The organism is Salipiger sp. ABF4_146 (assembly GCF_056161345.1).
In genome coordinates this window covers 295,560-313,298 of the sequence record NZ_JBSWYX010000003.1, presented here as the reverse complement: position 1 = coordinate 313,298, position 17,739 = coordinate 295,560, and the positions used below count along the sequence as shown (strand labels likewise).

The following is a 17,739-nucleotide window of genomic DNA, read 5'->3' as shown; positions in this document are numbered from 1 at the left end:
CCTCACAGGAAATCAACCAGAGAAAGCTGCGAAGAGCGTGCGGTGATTGCATAAAGGCTCTCGAGTTGCCCGCGCACGTTTTCGTATTTCGCGGCGACCTGGAACTCATCGGCGCCGACGAGTTCGAGCCGCGTGAGAGAGAGCGCCGTACGCTCGGCGGAATTGCGGGCGACAACCTCTTCGATCCGCGCTTCCTTTGCACCGAGGCCCGCGCGCAGTTCGACCAGCGCCTCCTGATGGCCAAGCAATTCGCGACCCGCCTCTGACAGAAGTTCGGTTTGGACGGGCGCAGCCAGTGCCAAATCAGGGTCCGTCGCCAGCGCAGCCTTGGCCACGGATTTCAGCAGATCCCGAAACAGTTGCTCGTCTGCGCGGATATCCAGCGCCACGGCATCTCCTTGTCCGATACGGATCGGACTCGCATCATCGGTCGCCCCCAGATAGCCAGACGTTTCAAAGCCACCACCGGGCGTGTCGAACCAACCGTTCAGCGACGTTTGCACATCCGCTGCGGTCACCTGCCCGGCCAGCGCTGCGCGCAGATCGCCGAGCATCATATCGAGACCGGCCACCGCTGGCGTATCATTCGCGGTGCCGGAGAAAAGAAAACGTCCGCCTATGGTGCGGTTGAGCCCGTTCAGCATCTGTCCCATGGCGTTGCGCGCCTCGTCAGAAAAGGTCTCCCGCATCTCTTGCGTCGGGGTCAGTTCGGCCGAAAGGAGAAACTGCGACAGCAGTTCGCCACGACTCTGGATCTCCTCAAGCGTGGTTTGCATGGTTGCGGCACGCGCCGCAGCTTCGGTTGTGCTGACGCGGAACGCCTCGAGACGCGAGAGATCCCGGTCAAGTGCCACCAGCCCGGTGACATCGCCATGGAGGTGGCGCGCCGGGTCACGCACCAGCCCCGTCGCGATCTCGACGCCGAGTTTGTCCATCTCGCTGTTAAGCCGTGCATGATGGCTGCGAAGCACCAGATTGCGCGCCAGATCGCCAACCGTATCCATGTTCATCCTCCTTAGATGGCCAGCAGACGCTGCATGAGGTCATCGACCACGCTGATCACCCGCGCATTGGCGGCGTAGCTCTGTTCGATGCGCATCAGCGCCTGCAGCTCTGCGTCTGTGTCGACGCCTTGCGACAGTTCCAGCTCGCGCAGCGCGGTGGTTCTGGCCTGCGCGAAACTCAGCTCGTCCTCGGCGCGCACGCGGGACAGGGAGATCGCTGAATGAAGCTCTGCCACATGCTGCGAAAACGCCTTGCTGCCGGACCCGAGCGCCGCTGAGGCGGGCACGGTGAGCGCTTCGAGGGCGCTGCTGTATCCGGTGAGCAATGTGGCATCACCGACCGGGCCCTGCGCTGTCGCGCCGAGCCCGTCGCGCAGGCGCCAACTGCCAGTGCCCGACGGGTCGACCAGCGTGTTGAGGGTGATACGTCCGGCCAGCCCAGCCTCGTCTAGCGGGTCGAACACCGTGCCAGCATCGGTGAACAGCCCCAGATCTGTGGCAGCGAGCGTGGTGTCTGGACCTCCCGGGCCGAAGCGGCCGATCAGGTCGCGAGCAAGCCCGTCGAAACTGGCCTGTAGCTCGGGGGCCAACGCGTCGCGGATGGTCAGCTGCGCGCCCAGCGCACCGCCACCTAGCGGTCCCTCGTTGGTGCTGGAGATCGCGACATCGTCGATCGTCAGCCCCGACAGCGCGCCGCCGGCCAGCGTCATATCCGCCCCGATCGCGCCGGTGGCGGAGAAACCGATCCGTGCCGGAACACTGTTCACCGTGGGATCAAGCAGGACCCGGCCCGAAGCGGCGTAGATCGCCTGCGCTCCGAACTTCCGGTCGACCACACGCAGCGGCACGATATCGGATATTTCGTCGATGACGCGTTGTCGTTCATCCATCAGCGTCGACGCATCGCCGCTGCGGATCACCGTGTCGGCGATGGCCTCGTTGAGCGCGCGCACCCGCTGAAGGCCCGTATTGAGACCATCGACATGACGTGCGATCGCTGCGTCGGCGCTGACCCGTTCCTGCTGCAGATCGAGGCTCAGCGTGTTGAGCTTGTCGGTGAAGTCGAGGGCCGACTGCGCCAATGTCTGCAGCCGCTGGGTTGAGGCCGGGTCCGCCGTGGCCGAAACCAGCGCGGTCTCGAACGCCGAGTAAAGGCCGGTGAGGGAGCCAAGCGCTCCGCTGTCTCCAACACGGCCCTCGAAACGGGTGACAAAGGCTTCCATACTGCCAGCGAAACCGCTGCCCGCATCCGCCAGGCGACGGTCGGAGAGCACCGCCGGGTCAACCAGCCTCAGCACCCCCTCGATCGACACGCCACCAAGCCCGCCGGTGCCTCGGGAGGATGTTTCCAAAACCCGGCGCCCATAGCTTTCGGTGGTCGCATTGGCGATATTCGACGCCACCAGACTGGCGGCGCGGCTGCTGGCGGTGAGCCCGCTCATCGCGCCGGAGAGTGCTCCGCTCAAAGACATGCGCTTCGCTCCTCAGCAGGCCTTCGGCTGTCCAGACTGCAAGACCCCTGCCCCGCAGCGGATCACGCCGAAGGGGTTAACGTTTGATGTTGGTGGTTTCTTGCAGCATCTCGTCGACCGTCTGGATCACCTTGGCGTTCGACGAATACGCCCGCTGCGTCTGAATCATATCGGTCAGTTCCTGCGCCACGTCGGTGGTGGATTCCTCGCGGGCGAAGGATTTGATGTCGCCCGTTGGCCCGTCACCGGCATCCCACAGGAAGTAGGATCCGCTTTCCGGAGAGGGCTTGAAGGTCTGGTTGTCCATCGGGATCATGCCGTTCGGATTGGGCAGATCGGCCAGCGGAATCTGATAGAGCGTCTTGCTCACACCACTGTCGTAGAGCGCGTTCACATAGCCGTTCTCATCGACCTCGACCGCGACCATATTGCCCACCGGCGAACCGTCCTTGGTGATGGCGATCGGTGCGAAACTGTTGGAAAGCTGCGACAGGCCGTTGCTGTCACCGATGGCGCCGATATCGAACTCGATCGGCCCGCCATCCACATCGACCGTGAACAGCCCCGTGGCCCCATCGTAGGCGCCGCCGGTCACCGTTGTGACAGCATTGATCGTGCCACCACTGCCGCGCGTGGCATCGAAGGTCACAACATATTCGCCGATCACCGCGCCGTCCGAGGCGGAATCGGTCATCACGATGGTCCACTCGTTTGACATGCCTGTGGCCGGGACGGTTGGCGTGAAGGTCATCGAGATATTCTGCGACACGCCGAGATTGTCGAAGTATTCCACCGAGAGGGTTTCCGAGGCGCCGTCGGAATCCGCCATCGTCGCCGTGGCGGGCAGATTGAGGCTCATCTCGACGGCGGTGGTCGGATCGCCCTGCAGGTTGAGGCTGAACTGTACCGGCTCCAGCCCGTCAACGGTGTCGCGCGGGAAATTCGGAATGGTGCCGTCGATATCGGCGGGCCAGCCCAGAAGGTAGTAGCCCGCCTCGTTCGACAGATAGCCATCCTCGTTGATGCGGAACGAGCCGGTGGAGGTCAGCAACAGCTCCGGCTCGCCCGGGCTCGCCTCGAACTGCGGGCCAGAGACCACCGGCAGCATGCCCCTGCCCCGCACCGCCAGATCGGTGGCATTGCCGGTGGTCACCAGAGACCCTTTCTGATCCACCAGCCGCATGTTCGAGGACATTACACCACCAGCGGTGTAGGACCGGCCCCCGTCAGTCATCACCAGAGAGTTGAATTCGGTTTCGGCGCGGCGATACCCATAGGTCGAAGAATTCGCGATATTGTCCGAAATCGCCGCCAACCGACTGGCATTTGCCGTCAGCCCCGAGACACCCGCGTTGAGAGACGAAGAGATGGTCATGGACGCGCCTTTCTGCTGTCACCTGTTCCCGTCACCTCAACCCTAGAGGCGCTGACTTAAGGCCGCGCTAATAGGTAAAATCCAGACGATTTCCGCTTCCCGCCCGACCTCCCTGCGAACCTCCTTGCCGACATGGCTGCCGACATGCCTGCCCCAGCACCGCCCCGAACTCTCCTGTCCATGACGGGGAAGAACCGTAGGACGCCGCAGACACCGGACGGTGCGCGCACCTCGCCGGCATCGCCGCGCGCGCCCCTGCGGTCACTCACGGCGCAGGAAAATCACTTCGATGCGGCCGTTGCGCGGGTCCATCGGGTTGCTGCGGGCGGGCTCTCGGTCGGCATGCGCCGTCACCCGCGCAAGACGGACCTTTGGCACCCCCGCAGCACCCAGAAGCGCGCGCATGCGCCCTGCCCGATCCGCCGACCTGTCCCATGAGGAATCGCGGGCAAGCACGATAGGCGCAGCAGGCACATGCGCTTCGACGGCCAGCGGGTTGCGCACCACCTCGGCCGCCCCGGCGATAATCTGAGACAGCCGCCGCAGCAGGAAAGTCGGGTTACCACCTGTGTCAAAAAGCGGCGCGTCGGCAGTCTCGAAAAGCTCGACCACAAGCCCTTCGTCGGTGAGCCGCGTCACCACATGCCGCATCAGCCCGTCATCCACCATGCTCTCGCCATGGCGCGCAGTGAGACGATCGCGCAGCTCTTCCAGAACGGCCTGCTCGGCGGCATCGGGTTCGGCGGTGCCGGAACTGACACTGCCCCGCGCCGCATGCATCTCTGTCGCCTGTATCGAGGTCGAGCCAGTGCCCATGCGCGGCAATACGTTTTCGGAGAAGGTGCTTTCCCCTCCCATCAGACCATCACCGCCGCCCGATATGCGGGCCACCGCGATCGTCGGGTTGAAATAATCGGCCAACCCCTTGCGCTGTTTTTCGGTCGTCGCGTTGAGCAGCCACATCAGCATGAAGAAAGCCATCATCGCCGTGACGAAATCCGCATAGGCGACCTTCCAGGCGCCGCCATGATGACCATGGCCGCCCGCCTTCTTCTTACGCTTGATGATGACTGGCGCGACATTGCTGTCGACGGCCATTTCCACCACCTTCCAAACACCCCGCCACAGCAATAGGGTGGCGCCGGTTACCCCTGCCTTAAAATTTCGGATTTTGGGGAATTTGCCGCGCGGGGTCGGACCCCGTGCCGCCGTTTCAGGACGGATCGTAGCTGGCCGGGACGTGCCGAGGATCCCACACTCGCCCGCCCGCCCGGTTCTGATCAATGGACAGACCGGGGAGAAAGCACTAGCTCTGGGCAAAAGACGTCAGGGCAGTTCAAGAACAGGTGAGGGCAGGATGGCAAGACGGGCGGGTATCGCGGCACTTCTGGCCGGGGCGACGGCGCTTGGCGGCGCTGTCTGGGCCGACACCGTGCCAAGCTTCAACCTTTATGGCCTGCCGGGTTTGGTTGATATGCCCGACGCCAATATGGCGCCCGACGCGACGCTGGCCCTGACCTATGGCCGCATGGGCACCGCCAACCGCGGCTCGCTCAGCTTCCAGATGGCGCCGCGGCTGATCGGCACATTCCGCTACACAGGCATCGGCGATTTCGACCATCCCGCCTCGGTCGACGGCGTTTATTATGACCGCAGCTTTGATGTCCGCTTCCAGCTTCTCAAAGAGAGCGGCTGGCGCCCCTCGGTCGTCATCGGCTTGCAGGATTTCATCGGCACCGGCATCTACAGCGGCGAATATGTCGTCGCCACCAAGACGGTGTTTCCCGGCGTGCAGGTGACCGGAGGTCTCGGCTGGGGCCGTCTGGCGAGCCACGGCGGATTTGGCGGGTTTGGCGAGCGCTCCGAAGAGATCCTTGGCACCGGTGGCCAGCCAACCGCCGACCGTTGGTTCCGCGGCGATATCGCCCCCTTCGGCGGCATCAGCTGGTCGCCCAACAAGCGGCTGACCTACAAGATCGAGTATTCCTCGGACGCCTATGACACCGAAAGCGAGCGATCTGATTTCGACCAGAACTCGCCGGTCAACATCGGCGTCGACTACCGCTTCGACGGCGGCACGCAGCTGTCGCTCTACCTTGCCCATGGCAGCGAGATTGGCGCTCAGGTGACGCTGCCGATGAACCCCAAGACACTGGGTGTGCCGGGCGGCGTCGAAAGCGCCCCAAGCCCGGTCAAGCCGCGCCAGCCTGCCGATGTGAACGATCTTGGCTGGACCACCGATCTGGCCTCGGCGCAGGCCTCGACGGAAGCGCGGCTGGCCCGCAGCCTCGAACGCGACGGGCTTGATCTGGAAGGCTTCGAACTAGAGCCGCGCCGCGCGACCCTGCGCCTGCGCAACGACAAATATGGTGCCCCGGCGCAGGCCATCGGCCGCGCCGCGCGCAGCATGAGCCGGGTGCTGCCCGCCTCGGTCGAGGAGTTCGTGATCATCCCGTCGCAGAACGGCATGCCCGCCTCGACGGTGACCATGCGCCGCTCGGACCTCGAGGCGCTGGAGAACGACGCCGCGACCGACATGCTGGCCCGCACCCGCTTCGGCGAAGCCAGTGCCGCCAACACGCCAGCGATGAAGCTTGACGACTATCCGCGCTTCCGCTGGTCGCTTGCGCCGTACTACGCCTATAGCACCTTCGATCCCGACGGACCGCTGCGGCTCGATCTCGGTGCCTCGCTGCGCGGCACCTATGAGATCACCCCGAACATCGTGCTCAACGGGTCGGTCTCCAAGAGGGTGATCGGCAACCTCGATGAAATCGCGCGCGAGGACGAGTCGAAGCTGCCGCGCGTGCGCACCGACTACGGCGAGTTCGCCCGCGAAAGCGATCCGTCGATCCCGCGCCTGACGCTTGGCTTTTATGGAAAGCTGGCACCCGAGGTCTACAGCCGGCTGACGCTGGGCTATCTCGAGCCGATGTACGCCGGTGCGTCGACCGAAGTCCTGTGGAAGCCCGCCGACAGCCGCTTCGCCCTCGGCGCAGAGCTCAACTACGTCGAGCGCCGCGATTTCGACATGCTGTTCGGCGTGCAGGGCAATGAGACCACCGATCCGGTCAGCGGCATCACCCGCAGCTTCCCGCATCTGAATGGCCATGTGTCGGCCTATTACGACATTGGTCAGGGCTATAACGCGCAGCTCGATGTCGGGCGCTATATCGCAGGCGACACCGGTGCGACGCTGACCGTCACCCGCGAGTTCGTCAACGGCTGGCGCATCGGCGCCTTTGCCACCAAGACCGACGTGTCTTCTGAGGACTTCGGCGAAGGCTCGTTCGACAAGGGCCTGTTCATCACCATCCCGGTGGCGATCGGCACCGGCGAACCGTCGAAGGCCGACAGCACGATCACCCTGCGCTCGGTGCAGCGTGACGGTGGCGCGAAACTCAATATCGACGATCGTCTCTACGAGCGCATCCGCGACGACCACGAGCCCGATGTGGCTGCTTCCTGGGGGAGATTCTGGCGATGAGCTTCAAGACCCTGCGCCGCGCCGGCCTGTTTGCCGGGCTGCTCGCCACGCTGGCCGCCTGCGGCAACGACCAAACCCGCGACCCGATTTTCGAGGCAGCCTACACCGGCTTCTTCCAGCGCTCGGACGATGGCGAAAATCCGGGCATCTCGGACGAGGTGATTGCCCAGACGCTGGCCGCCACCGATCTTCCGGTGATCCTGCTGCGCATCAACGCGCGCAACTCCGAAGCCATTGCCGCGCAGATCGAGCGCAACGGCGCGCATCGCACCTATGGCACCGCGGATCGTCAAGCCGTGGTGCTGCGTCACGGGATGATCACCGGGACGCGGGGCCTTGGCGGCGATCTGATGTCGGTAGAGGAAGATGCGCTGCTGGCGCTTGTGCGCGGCCGTGGCACCGGCAACGTCGCCTATGTGCAGCGCTACCTCACGGCGGAGGACGTCACCCGGGAAATCACCTATCGCTGTAACGTCGAGCCGGACGAGCGGGTGGATCTTGCACAGGGCCGCATCCGCGCGGGCGTGACCGAAATGCTCGCGGCCTGCACCAGCGAGGAGGGCAAGCCCTTCGTCGATTACTACCTTGTGGATGGCTCCGGCGAGATCCTCGGATCGCGGCAGTGGCTGGGTGAGACCACCGGCTACATGACGATGACGCAGCTGCAGCGCTGAGGCGTCAATGCAGCGAGATACGCCTGACCACTGTCGCCGCCATGAGCCTCAGATCATAGCACAGGCTGCGGCGCCGGGCGTAGATCAGGTCGAGCTGGGCCTTGCGCGGCACACAGCGCCGACAATAGACCGCTTCGGTCTCGTCGGCGTCGCGACAGGGCGCCAGCAAGCGTTCCTCGGTGCGGTGAAAGGCGAGGGTGGCCAGCCCGGTCACGCCGGGCCGCGAGCGCAGCACCTCGGTGTAGAGCGCGGGGAACATCTCGGTATAGCGGCGCAGCGGCGGGCGCGGCCCGACAAAGCTGATGTCGCCGCGCAGGATGTTCCAAAGCTGCGGCAGTTCGTCGAGGCGATAGCGCCGGAGAAATTTTCCCGTTTTCGTGATGCGCGCCGCTTTGTCGCCGCCCGAGACACCACGATCAGCGCTGTCGGGGCGCATGGTGCGGAATTTCCACAGCCGAAAACCCTCGTCCGGCGTTTTCATCCGTTCCGACAGGTAAAGCACCGGCCTGCCATCAAGCAGCAGGATCGTCACGCAGAGTATCAGGATCGGGATCGCCAGCAGAACCAGCAGCACAGCCGCCAAAATGATATCCAGCAGCCGCTTTGAAAGCGTCATATCCGTCCGGTCCCCGCGAGCAATCGCGCAACGAAGCGCAAAGAAATGCCAAGCCATGGGATCGCCACCGCGCAAGCGGCTTTTCCCAAGCGTCGAAACTGTCTATCACCTTGTCAGTAAGTTTAGAAACCCTCGGAAGCGTCCGGAGCCTATTGTGTCGAAACTCTCGCGTAACCTGATTGCCGCCCTCGCAGGCGTCGCCCTTTTGGCCGGTTGCTCGTTGCCGCGCGGCGCCGCCGTGCAATCCGAGGTTCTGGCCGAGGCCGACGCCGAATTCCCGAGTTTTCAGGTGATCGAGGTCACGCGTGCCAATATGCCGCTGATCGCGTCTTGGCCGCGCACCGGCCCGGAAATGGATCGCAACTGGATTGGTACCTCCACCGGAGCGAACCAAAGCGTGATCCAGACCGGCGACCGCGTCGATATCCGCATCTGGGACAGTCAGGAAAACTCGCTGCTGACGAACCCCGCCGAGAAATCGACGCAGATGCCCGGGGTCGAGGTCGGCTCGAACGGCGCGATCTTCCTGCCGTACATCGACGAGGTGTTCATCCGCGGCCTGACGCCAAACTCGGCACGTCAACGCATCCAGAGCAAGCTCGAAGCCATCGTGCCCACCGCGCAGGTGCAGCTGAGTCTGACGCAGGGCCGCAGCAACTCGGTCGAGATGGTCGGCGGTGTCAGCCAGCCCGGCAGCTTTCCGATGCCCTCGCGCAACTACAAGATTCTTGGCCTGATCGCCGATGCCGGGGGGATCAACACCTCGATGCGGAATCCGCTGGTGCGCCTGATCCGGCAGGGCGCAACCTATGAGATCTCCGCCAGCACGCTGCTCGAAAGCGGCGGCTACAACACGCTGCTGCAGCCCGGCGACACAGTGGTCGTGGAAGAAGATGACCGCACCTTCACCGGCATGGGCGCCTCGTCGCAACAACGCGTCGTGACCTTCCCGAAAGAGAACATCAACGCGCTTGAGGCGCTGTCGCTGATGGGCGGTCTTTACGACGTGCGCGCCGACCCCAGGGGCGTGATGGTGCTGCGCGAGTATTCGCCGCGGCAGCTGCGCTCGGACGGCAGCGCGCCCCGCATGCAGCAGGTTGTCTTCACCTTCGATCTGACCAGTGCCGACGGGCTCTTTTCCGCGCGCAAGTTCCAGATCTATCCCGACGATGTGGTTCTGGCGACCGAAAGCCCGCTGGCTGGCCTGCAGACGCTGCTCAGCATCGTCAACAGCGGCGTCACCACGACCCAGCGCACCGCCGCCGCGGCCAACGCCTTCTGATCGGCCCGCATACAGGCCTGCCAACGAGAAGGGGCGCTCCATTTGGAGCGCCCCTTTGCCTTCATGGCCATCGGCCTGCCGCGTCGCTTAGTCAGAGAAGGTCGCCAGATAGGCGTAAACGTCTTCCATACCTTCGCGCAGTTTGAACGTCATGCCCGAACGCGCGCCGGGATCCCCGAGGTACTCTTGCAGAAAGCCACTGGGGTCCTGAACGTAGGCCTCAAGCGAAGCTTCGTCCCAGACCAGCCCGTTTTCACCGGCCTCGACAATCGCGTCGCGGTAGCGAAAGCCATCCATGCTGCCCGCGGTGCGCCCGACAATGCCGTAAAGGTTCGGCCCGGTCCGACCGCCGCGCTGGATCGCCTCTCCGGCGTCATCCTGTATCATATGGCAGGCGCGGCAACGGCGTTCGAAGGTTTTCTTGCCTTCCTCAACATCGCCTTCCGCCTGCGCGGTGCCCGCCATGGCGAGCAGGGCAAAGCTCAAAATCATCTTGGTTTTCATGACCATCTCCCGTTGCGCGTCTCCGTAAGACCTTCCTAGACCACATTATTGCACCATGCGCTGCGACCTAATGACAGCGCGAGCGGAAATCACGCTTCTTGACCTTCCCGCTGCACCGGAGGAAACAGACGCCTCGAAAGGAGGCGCGGCATGGCGCAGGACATTCCCGCATGGATCGACGGTGATCTGGTTCCGGCGGACAAGCTCGAGGTGCATCTTCGCGGATTGCGGCACAAAGCCGTGTCGGTCTTCGTCATGCGCAACGGCCGGACACTGCTGCAACGGCGCGCGCTCGAGAAATACCACACGCCCGGTCTTTGGGCCAACGCCTGCTGCACGCATCCGCATTGGGAGGAAGACCCGCGCGTGTGTGCCGAGCGGCGGCTCGAAGAAGAACTGGGGCTGACCGCGCTGGAGCCGCAGCACCGCGGGCAGGTGGAATACCGTGCCGACGTCGGTGGCGGCATGACCGAACACGAGGTGGTCGACATCTACGTCGCCGAGGCTGGGGCAGGGGTGGAGCCCACGCCAAATCCCGACGAGGTGATGGACACGGTTTGGCTGACACTGGAAGAGCTTCGCGCCCGCATCGACAAAGAGCCCGAGGCGTTCACCCCATGGCTGCGCATCTACCTCGCCGATCACGCCGATATGATCCTCGGCTAAGACCGGAGGTTCGCGCAGCGGGGTCGCTCGCTACCGTCGCCGTTTGAGATAGACGTAATACGCACCACCGCCGCCGTGCTTTATGTGCGCTTCAGAGATCTGCAGCACGCATTGGCCCACAGGCGGCATCCGCAGCCATTGCGGCACCTGTGTCTTCAACACCCCACGGCGGCGCGGCATCGGATCGTGCGGGTCCTCGCGCAGACCTTTGCCGGTGATCACCAGCACCAGACGGAAACCGCGCACCTGCGCCCCAAGGATAAAGCGCGCCAGTTCGCCATGCGCTTGGTCCAGCGTCATGCCGTGTAGGTCGAGCCGGGCCTCGGGCTGCAGCTTGCCGCGCTTCAGGCGGCCAAAGGCCTTGGCATCCATCCGCACCGGATCTTTCGCCAGCCGGTCCGACGTCGAGGCATAGAAATCGTGTCGTTCCGCGGCGCTCGGTGCGCGGGCGCCCAGGGCGAAATCAGACATCGGATCGCGCGGCGGCGGCATCGGTTTGCGCGACTTGGCGGGCTTGGGTTTCGAGGGCTTCGGGGCAGGGGCCTCTGGCGTAACCTTGCGACCGGGCAGCTTTTCGGCGCTGCGGGCGACCATCTCCCACAGTTCGACCTCCTCGGGACGCAGCTTGCGCCGGCTCAAAGGATCGACTCCGGCAAAAGCGCATAGGCCCGCTGAATCGGCAAAAGCACCACCAGCCGCCCCGGATCCTTCATCGTGCCAGCCCGGCGTCCGGCCTCATCCCCCGTTCCCATAAAGACATCAGCGCGCTGCGGGCCCTTGATCGCCGAGCCGGTGTCCTGCGCCACCATCAGACGGCGCATCGGCTCTGCGCCCTCTTTCTCGATCCACACGGGCGCGCCAAGCGGCACATAGGCCGGATCGACGGCGATAGAGCGCAGCGGGGTGATCGACCGGTTCATCGCGCCGAGCGGCCCCAGATCGGCAGGCACCTCGCTGACCTCACGGAAAAAGACATACGAAGGGTTGTGATACAAAAGCTCCAGCCCTGCCTCGGGGTTCTCGCGCACCCAAGTCTTGATCACTTGCGCCGACACCTGATGCAGATCGAACGTGCCGCGCGTGACCAGTTCCTTGCCGATGGACCTGTAGGGGTGACCATTGGCACCACCGTAGCCGACCCGCAGATGATGGCCGTTCGGCAGGCGAATGCGGCCAGAGCCCTGCACCTGAAGGAAAAACAGCTCGACCGGATCATCGACCCAGGCGATCTCGAGCCCGCGATCCTTCATCACATCGCCGCTGAGAATGTCGCGGCGCGACAGCCAAGGCCCTTCGGTTTCGCCGATCTCGGGCGGCAGGCTGTAAATCGGGTAGGCGTAGCGGTCATCAGGCTGAAGAGATCCGGTCAGCTCCGGCTCGAAATAACCGGTGAACAGCCCTTCTGTGCCCTCTTCTTCATCTTCCGGCGCACCGGTGATCATCACCGGACGAAAGAACAACTCAAAGAACCCGCGCGCATCGTCGGTATCGCTCGCCAAGGCGCAGAGCGAGGCCCAGTCGGGATCGTTCATGTCGCCGCAGGTATTTAGAAAAACCGAAAGGGCGGCGGAATGATCATCCGTCGCCCATCCGTCGAGATCGCCGAAGCTCAGGATCTCGTAATTGGTGTCGCTCTCCGCAGCGGCCATGGCACCTGTCAGTATTGCTCCTGTCAGCACGGCCGCCCGGATCGCGCGCCTCATTCGTCGGTCGCGACCAGCTGCCAGTTCGGATCGTCGCTACCCATGTTGCGGGCATAGGTCCAGACGTCCTTCTGACGTTTCACCGAGGTCGGGCTGCCCTCGATGACCGTTCCGGTCGCATCTTTCACAACCGAGGTCAGCTCGCCAGTGTAGCGCACCGTGATCTCGGCCAGTTTCGTCGCGTCGTCGAACGTCGCTTCGACGAGGGACATCTCCCGCACGCCAACAAATTCCGCCTCGATGGTCAGCCCCTGCTGGCGGCGGCTTTCGACCACCTCGGCAAAGCTGTCGTAGACATCGGGCGCGAGGAACGGCTTCAGTTCCTCGACGTCGCCGCGCTCGAACCCCATGAGGATCATTTCGTAGGCGCCGCGCGCCCCGCCAAGGAACTCCCCGACGCTGAAACTCGGCTCGGCTGCCTTCATCTTGGCCAGCGCTTGCGCCGAGGGGCTGCCCTCGGGAACGTGATCGATGATATCATGGTCGGGCCCGCCTTCGATCACTTCGAAGTCGCGGCGATTGGTATCACGCGAGGACGGCGCCTGCACCGGGGGCTTCTCAAAACCATCGCGTGTGCCCAACACGCTACGCAGGCGCAGGATCAAAAAGATCGCGATCGCGGCAAGAACCAGCAGCTGGACGATCGGCATATTCATCGGCACCTCATGGGCAAACATGGAAAATTCTATGGTGCCTTCCTATGTAGGCACTGGGCGGCGCCAAGTCTACCGGTGCACGCTCAGCGAAAAAGGAGTGAGGCCATGTGGCTTTTTCTGGCATTCGTCGCAGTGCCGCTGATCGAGATCGCACTTTTCATCCAAGTCGGAGGGCTGATCGGGCTCTGGCCGACGCTGTTGATTGTTGTGGTGACCGCCATCCTTGGTACGGCGCTGGTCCGCCGCGAGGGCCTGCGTGCGATTTCCGACCTGCAAAACTCGTTCTCGCAGTTGCAGGACCCGACCCGGCCACTGGCGCATGGCGCGATGATCCTGTTTTCGGGCGCGCTGCTGCTGACACCCGGCTTCTTTACCGATGCCTGCGGCTTTGCGCTGCTGGTGCCGGCGGTGCGCGACGCGGTGATGCGCTTCATCTCCAGCCGCATAAAAGTGCAGCGTTTCGAAATGGGCGGGCAGGGGCCGCGCACCCACAGTGGGCCGCAGACCGGCCCCAAAGCCGAGCCCTACCGTCCTGGTCCGCGCGAAGATGACGTGATCGAAGGCGATTACACCGAGGTGCCGCCGTCGAAACGTGCCAATCACCCCGGGTCAGGATGGACTAAGCATTGAGCCGCCTATCCCGGGCTGCTATTCGGGATACAAAATCCCAACAGGAGCTTTCCATGGCTGAAGAAGCAACCGAGAACGGCGCAGCCGCCGAACAGCAGACCCCGGCACCGGTGAAGATGAATGTGCTCGCACAGTTCGTGCGCGACATGAGCTTTGAGAACATTCTCGCCCAGAAGGGTGTCAGCGGCGACGTCCAGCCCGACGTGCAGGTTCAGGTGAACCTCGACGCAAAGAAGCGTTCGGCCGAGAACCAGTACGAAGTAGTTCTGAAGCTGAAGGTCGAATCCAAGTCGAAAGCGAACGGCGACATGCTGTTCATCCTCGAACTGGACTACGCTGGCGTGTTCAACATCGAAGGCGTGCCGCAAGAACAGCTGCACCCGTTCCTGCTGATCGAATGCCCGCGGATGCTCTTCCCGTTCGTGCGCCGCATCGTGTCCGATGTCACGCGCGACGGTGGCTTCCCGCCGCTGAACCTCGAGACCATCGATTTCGTCGCGCTTTACCGCAACGAGATCGCGCGCCGTCAGCAGGCAGCCGCCGCGTCCGGCGAAGAGCGCAAGCTCGACGCGTAATCTTGGGGGCGGGGCGTCAGCCCCGCGACCACAACGCGTTCTCTCCGAGTTTCTCGACAAAGGCGGCGTGAGCCGCCTTTTCTTCGTCCGTCAGCCGCGAGGGCAGGGGCTGTGCCCGCCGCTGCGGCCGCCATTCCGCGTCGCCGCCTGCTTCGTTGCGGCCCGATGAGACTGGCGCCAGCACAAAATCGGGCTGCTTGCCGCCGATCAGTTCCAGATACACTTCAGCCAAGATCTCGCTGTCGAGCAGCGCGCCGTGCAGCGTCCGGCTGGAGTTGTCGATCCCGAAGCGCCGGCAGAGCGCATCCAGCGAGGCAGGCGAGCCGGGAAATTTCTTGCGCGCGATCATCAGCGTGTCGATGGCGCAATCCTTCGGCAGCTGCGGACGGTTCGCCCATTTCAGCTCTGCATTGAGAAATTTCACGTCGAAGGTGGCGTTGTGGATCACCAGCTTGGCATCGTTACCGACGAATGCGATGAATTCATCGACGATCTTCGCGAACACCGGCTTGTCGCGCAGGAAATCATCGCCCAGCCCGTGCACTTCGAACGCCTCTTGCGGCATCGACCGCTCGGGATTGATGTACTGATGGTAAACCTTGCCCGTCGGCACGTGATTGAACAATTCAACAGCACCAATCTCAACGATACGGTCACCCTGTTCCGGCTCAAAGCCGGTGGTTTCGGTGTCGAGAACGATCTCACGCATCGATCCGCCTTTCGATTTCTCTCAGCACATTTTGAACCTGCGCACGCGCATGGTCCAGCGTATCAGTTGTGATCACAAAATCCGCTCTGGCACATTTTTCGTCGTTCGGCATCTGTCGCGCAAGGATGCGCTCAAGATCTGCAGCGCTCATCGTCCCACGGGCCAGCACACGCGCGCGCTGCACCTCCGCCGGGATGGTGACACAGGCGACCGCGTCGAACTCCGCCTCCGAATTGGTCTCATAGAGCAGCGGAATGTCGAACACACCGATTTTTTCGGCGTTCTCGTCGGCAAACTGCGCGCGGTCCTGCCGAACCAGCGGATGCACGATTTCTTCGATGCGTTTCAGCGCCGTCGGATCACCGGCGATGACCTCGCGCAAAGATTCACGTGAAACCACACCATCTTTGATCGCCTGCGGAAAGATCTCTTCGATCGGCGCCACCGCCGCGCCCCCGGGACCGTAGAGCCGGTGCACCGCCGCGTCCGCATCCCAGACCGCGCAGCCCGCCTCGGCGAAGAAGGCCGCGGTCTGCGACTTTCCCATCCCGATCGATCCGGTGAGGCCAAGCCGAAAGCGCATCACAGAACCGCAGCGCGCGCGTCCGCATCAACTTCGGGCCGTTTGCCGAACCACCGCTCGAAGCCGGGCACCGCCTGATGCAACAGCATGCCGAGCCCATCGACGCAGGTGCAGCCCATTTCGCGCCCGATGCGCAGAAGTCGGGTCTCGAGCGGGGTATAGACAATATCAGTGACCAGCGCGCGCGAGCACAGACCGTCCAGCGGCACCCGCAGTTCCGGCTTGCCAACCATGCCCAGCGAACTGGTGTTCACCACCGTTGTCGCCTCTTCCAGCACGTTCCCAGCCTGCACCCAGTCGATCACGTGAATGCGCTGGCCGAAATCTTCGCGCAGCACTTCGGCGCGGGTGCGCGTGCGGTTGCTGAGATAGAGCTTTGGCACGCCTGCTTCGAGCAAAGCCGCAATCACCGCGCGCGAGGCACCGCCCGCACCCAGAACCACCGCCGGCCCGGCCGAGGCCTGCCAGCCCGGCGCGGATTGACGGAGGTTTTCGATGAACCCATAGCCGTCGGTGTTGTCGGCATAGATCGTGCCGTCATCGCGAAAGGTCAGCGTATTGGCCGCACCGATCAGCGTCGCCCGGTCAGAGACCACGTCGGCGATCTCTATCACCCGTTCTTTATGCGGAATGGTGATGTTCACCCCAACGAACCCGATCTGCGGCAGCAGGCGCAGCGTTTCGGCCAGCTTGTCAGCGGGCACGTCCATCGGGATGTAATGTCCCGGCAGGCCATAGCGCTTCAGCCAGTGGCCATGCAGAAGTGGCGATCGCGAATGCGCGATGGGCGATCCGATGACGCCGGCCAGTGGAATCTTGTGATCGGTCATCCTGCAATGATCCCCCGAACCTGAAGAAAAGCGAGAAGTTCGAGCAGCGGAAGCCCGAGAATGGTGAAATGGCTGCCCTCGATGCTGGCGAAGAGGCGCACACCCTCTTCTTCCAGTTTGAAACCACCGACCGAGCTGCGCAGGCTGTCCCAGTTTCTCTCGATGTACGCGTCGAGATACTCTTCGGAAAACTCCCGCATCCGCAGCCGTGCCACGCCCACATGGCGCCACACGGGCTCTGCGTTCTCATAGATCACCGCCGCCGACAGCAGGCTGAGCCGCTGGCCGCGCAGTTCCATAAGCTGCGCGCGGGCGTCCTCGGGGCTTTCCGGCTTCGAATAAAGCTTGCCGTTGCAGCTCAGCACCTGGTCACACCCCAGCACCAGCGCGCCGGGGGTCTTTTCGGAGACTTTACGTGCCTTGTACTCGGCAAGAGCGTCCGCGACGTCGCGCGGCGGCGCGCCATCGGCCAGCAGCGAGTCGCGAATCATGGATTCATCGACGCGCGCCACCTCGATTCCAAAGGAAACGCCCGCTGCACGCAGCAGATCGGCACGGATTTGCGAGCCGGAGGCGAGGATGAGCGGAAGACTCATGTGGATAAACCTGTTCGCAGCCTTGGGTCTATGTCAGAGGAAGCTTCTGGGGAAAATCGCCCGCAGTTTCAAGGCTGGGGAGATCTCTCCTGTTTCACGACGTTCCACGGTGATTCCTGAGTCTGTGGGTTTGGAAAACTCCTCGCTGTGGAGAAGCTCGTGGAGGACCACCTGTTTAAGATCTTTCCACAATGAAGCAAAACCCCGAAAGATCCCTTGTGACGTTGAGCTAAAGGCCGATTCCTCCAAAACTACGCGTAGGGATCTCCGCAGATCTATCCACAGGATCTTTCAGCGTGGACCAAAGCGCCTGAACCATTTGATCCACCGGTTCAGAGCTCCCCTAAAAACAAAATCATCTTTCTTTTTTTCTTTAT

The 17,739-nt window shown here is 63.3% G+C and carries 19 protein-coding genes; 6 read left to right on the top strand and 13 right to left on the bottom strand.

Annotated features, from left to right (window positions below; all coding sequences use genetic code 11):
- Positions 1-2: 2 nt before the first annotated feature.
- The 4 genes from ACXAJT_RS06805 to ACXAJT_RS06790 all read right to left on the bottom strand — a co-directional run bounded on the left by ACXAJT_RS06805 (position 3) and on the right by ACXAJT_RS06790 (position 4,949).
- Complete coding sequence (locus ACXAJT_RS06805) at positions 3-1,004, bottom strand: flagellin (protein ID WP_475234096.1); 1,002 nt, start codon at positions 1,002-1,004, stop codon at positions 3-5.
- Between the two features lie 11 nt (positions 1,005-1,015).
- The gene (flgK, locus tag ACXAJT_RS06800; RefSeq protein WP_475234094.1) at positions 1,016-2,476 is read right to left on the bottom strand and encodes a flagellar hook-associated protein FlgK; all 1,461 of its coding nucleotides are present in this window, start codon (positions 2,474-2,476) and stop codon (positions 1,016-1,018) included.
- A 76-nt stretch (positions 2,477-2,552) separates the two neighbouring features.
- Positions 2,553-3,851, bottom strand: coding sequence for a flagellar hook protein FlgE (locus tag ACXAJT_RS06795; protein ID WP_475234091.1), 1,299 nt, complete (start codon positions 3,849-3,851; stop codon positions 2,553-2,555).
- A gap of 261 nt (positions 3,852-4,112) precedes the next feature.
- On the bottom strand, positions 4,113-4,949 hold the full coding sequence (locus tag ACXAJT_RS06790) for a flagellar motor protein MotB (RefSeq protein ID WP_475234089.1): 837 nt from the start codon (positions 4,947-4,949) through the stop codon (positions 4,113-4,115).
- Between the two features lie 259 nt (positions 4,950-5,208).
- Between ACXAJT_RS06790 and ACXAJT_RS06785 the strand changes: the two genes are divergently transcribed.
- Together ACXAJT_RS06785 and ACXAJT_RS06780 are read left to right on the top strand one after the other, a co-directional pair.
- Complete coding sequence (locus tag ACXAJT_RS06785) at positions 5,209-7,338, top strand: YjbH domain-containing protein (protein WP_475234087.1); 2,130 nt, start codon at positions 5,209-5,211, stop codon at positions 7,336-7,338.
- Positions 7,335-8,012 carry a YjbF family lipoprotein gene (locus ACXAJT_RS06780; protein ID WP_475234085.1) on the top strand — a complete coding sequence of 226 codons (678 nt, stop codon included), beginning with the start codon at positions 7,335-7,337 and terminating at the stop codon, positions 8,010-8,012. Before ACXAJT_RS06785 ends, ACXAJT_RS06780 begins: the two co-directional genes overlap by 4 nt.
- A gap of 4 nt (positions 8,013-8,016) precedes the next feature.
- Here ACXAJT_RS06780 and ACXAJT_RS06775 read toward each other — a convergent pair whose 3' ends face one another.
- The gene (locus ACXAJT_RS06775; RefSeq protein ID WP_475234083.1) at positions 8,017-8,628 is read right to left on the bottom strand and encodes a sugar transferase; all 612 of its coding nucleotides are present in this window, start codon (positions 8,626-8,628) and stop codon (positions 8,017-8,019) included.
- A 154-nt stretch (positions 8,629-8,782) separates the two neighbouring features.
- On the opposite strand from ACXAJT_RS06775, the gene ACXAJT_RS06770 reads away from it, so the two are divergent.
- Positions 8,783-9,910, top strand: a complete 1,128-nt coding sequence (locus tag ACXAJT_RS06770) for a polysaccharide biosynthesis/export family protein (RefSeq protein WP_475234081.1) — start codon at positions 8,783-8,785, stop codon at positions 9,908-9,910.
- Positions 9,911-9,997: 87 nt separating this feature from the next.
- Here ACXAJT_RS06770 and ACXAJT_RS06765 read toward each other — a convergent pair whose 3' ends face one another.
- Complete coding sequence (locus tag ACXAJT_RS06765; protein ID WP_475234079.1) at positions 9,998-10,414, bottom strand: c-type cytochrome; 417 nt, start codon at positions 10,412-10,414, stop codon at positions 9,998-10,000.
- A 150-nt stretch (positions 10,415-10,564) separates the two neighbouring features.
- Between ACXAJT_RS06765 and idi the strand changes: the two genes are divergently transcribed.
- A complete protein-coding gene (gene idi, locus ACXAJT_RS06760; RefSeq protein WP_475234077.1) occupies positions 10,565-11,080 on the top strand; it encodes an isopentenyl-diphosphate Delta-isomerase in 516 nt (171 codons plus the stop codon).
- Between the two features lie 30 nt (positions 11,081-11,110).
- On the opposite strand, the gene ACXAJT_RS06755 is transcribed toward idi, so the two are convergent.
- The 3 genes from ACXAJT_RS06755 to ACXAJT_RS06745 are packed head-to-tail and all read right to left on the bottom strand — an operon-like array spanning position 11,111 to position 13,439.
- A complete protein-coding gene (locus ACXAJT_RS06755) occupies positions 11,111-11,719 on the bottom strand; it encodes a Smr/MutS family protein (RefSeq protein WP_475234075.1) in 609 nt (202 codons plus the stop codon).
- On the bottom strand, positions 11,716-12,729 hold the full coding sequence (gene mltA, locus ACXAJT_RS06750) for a murein transglycosylase A (RefSeq protein ID WP_475234072.1): 1,014 nt from the start codon (positions 12,727-12,729) through the stop codon (positions 11,716-11,718). Before mltA ends, ACXAJT_RS06755 begins: the two co-directional genes overlap by 4 nt.
- 50 nt (positions 12,730-12,779) lie before the next feature.
- On the bottom strand, positions 12,780-13,439 hold the full coding sequence (locus ACXAJT_RS06745; protein ID WP_475234070.1) for a Tim44/TimA family putative adaptor protein: 660 nt from the start codon (positions 13,437-13,439) through the stop codon (positions 12,780-12,782).
- Between the two features lie 105 nt (positions 13,440-13,544).
- Here ACXAJT_RS06745 and ACXAJT_RS06740 point away from each other — a divergent pair, with 105 nt between their 5' ends.
- Complete coding sequence (locus tag ACXAJT_RS06740; RefSeq protein ID WP_475234068.1) at positions 13,545-14,069, top strand: FxsA family protein; 525 nt, start codon at positions 13,545-13,547, stop codon at positions 14,067-14,069.
- A gap of 53 nt (positions 14,070-14,122) precedes the next feature.
- Entirely contained in the window at positions 14,123-14,644 is a 522-nt protein-coding gene (gene secB, locus ACXAJT_RS06735) for a protein-export chaperone SecB (protein WP_475234066.1), read from the top strand.
- 16 nt (positions 14,645-14,660) lie between these two features.
- On the opposite strand, the gene dnaQ is transcribed toward secB, so the two are convergent.
- Genes dnaQ through ACXAJT_RS06715 form a run of 4 tightly spaced genes read right to left on the bottom strand, consistent with a single transcriptional unit; the run spans position 14,661 to position 17,362 of the window.
- Entirely contained in the window at positions 14,661-15,353 is a 693-nt protein-coding gene (gene dnaQ, locus ACXAJT_RS06730) for a DNA polymerase III subunit epsilon (protein ID WP_475234064.1), read from the bottom strand.
- A complete protein-coding gene (coaE, locus tag ACXAJT_RS06725; protein WP_475234063.1) occupies positions 15,346-15,936 on the bottom strand; it encodes a dephospho-CoA kinase in 591 nt (196 codons plus the stop codon). Before coaE ends, dnaQ begins: the two co-directional genes overlap by 8 nt.
- Complete coding sequence (locus tag ACXAJT_RS06720; RefSeq protein ID WP_475234062.1) at positions 15,936-16,766, bottom strand: shikimate dehydrogenase; 831 nt, start codon at positions 16,764-16,766, stop codon at positions 15,936-15,938. The genes coaE and ACXAJT_RS06720 overlap by 1 nt, the downstream gene beginning before the upstream one ends.
- Complete coding sequence (locus ACXAJT_RS06715) at positions 16,763-17,362, bottom strand: Maf family protein (RefSeq protein ID WP_475234060.1); 600 nt, start codon at positions 17,360-17,362, stop codon at positions 16,763-16,765. The genes ACXAJT_RS06720 and ACXAJT_RS06715 overlap by 4 nt, the downstream gene beginning before the upstream one ends.
- Positions 17,363-17,739: the final 377 nt, after the last annotated feature.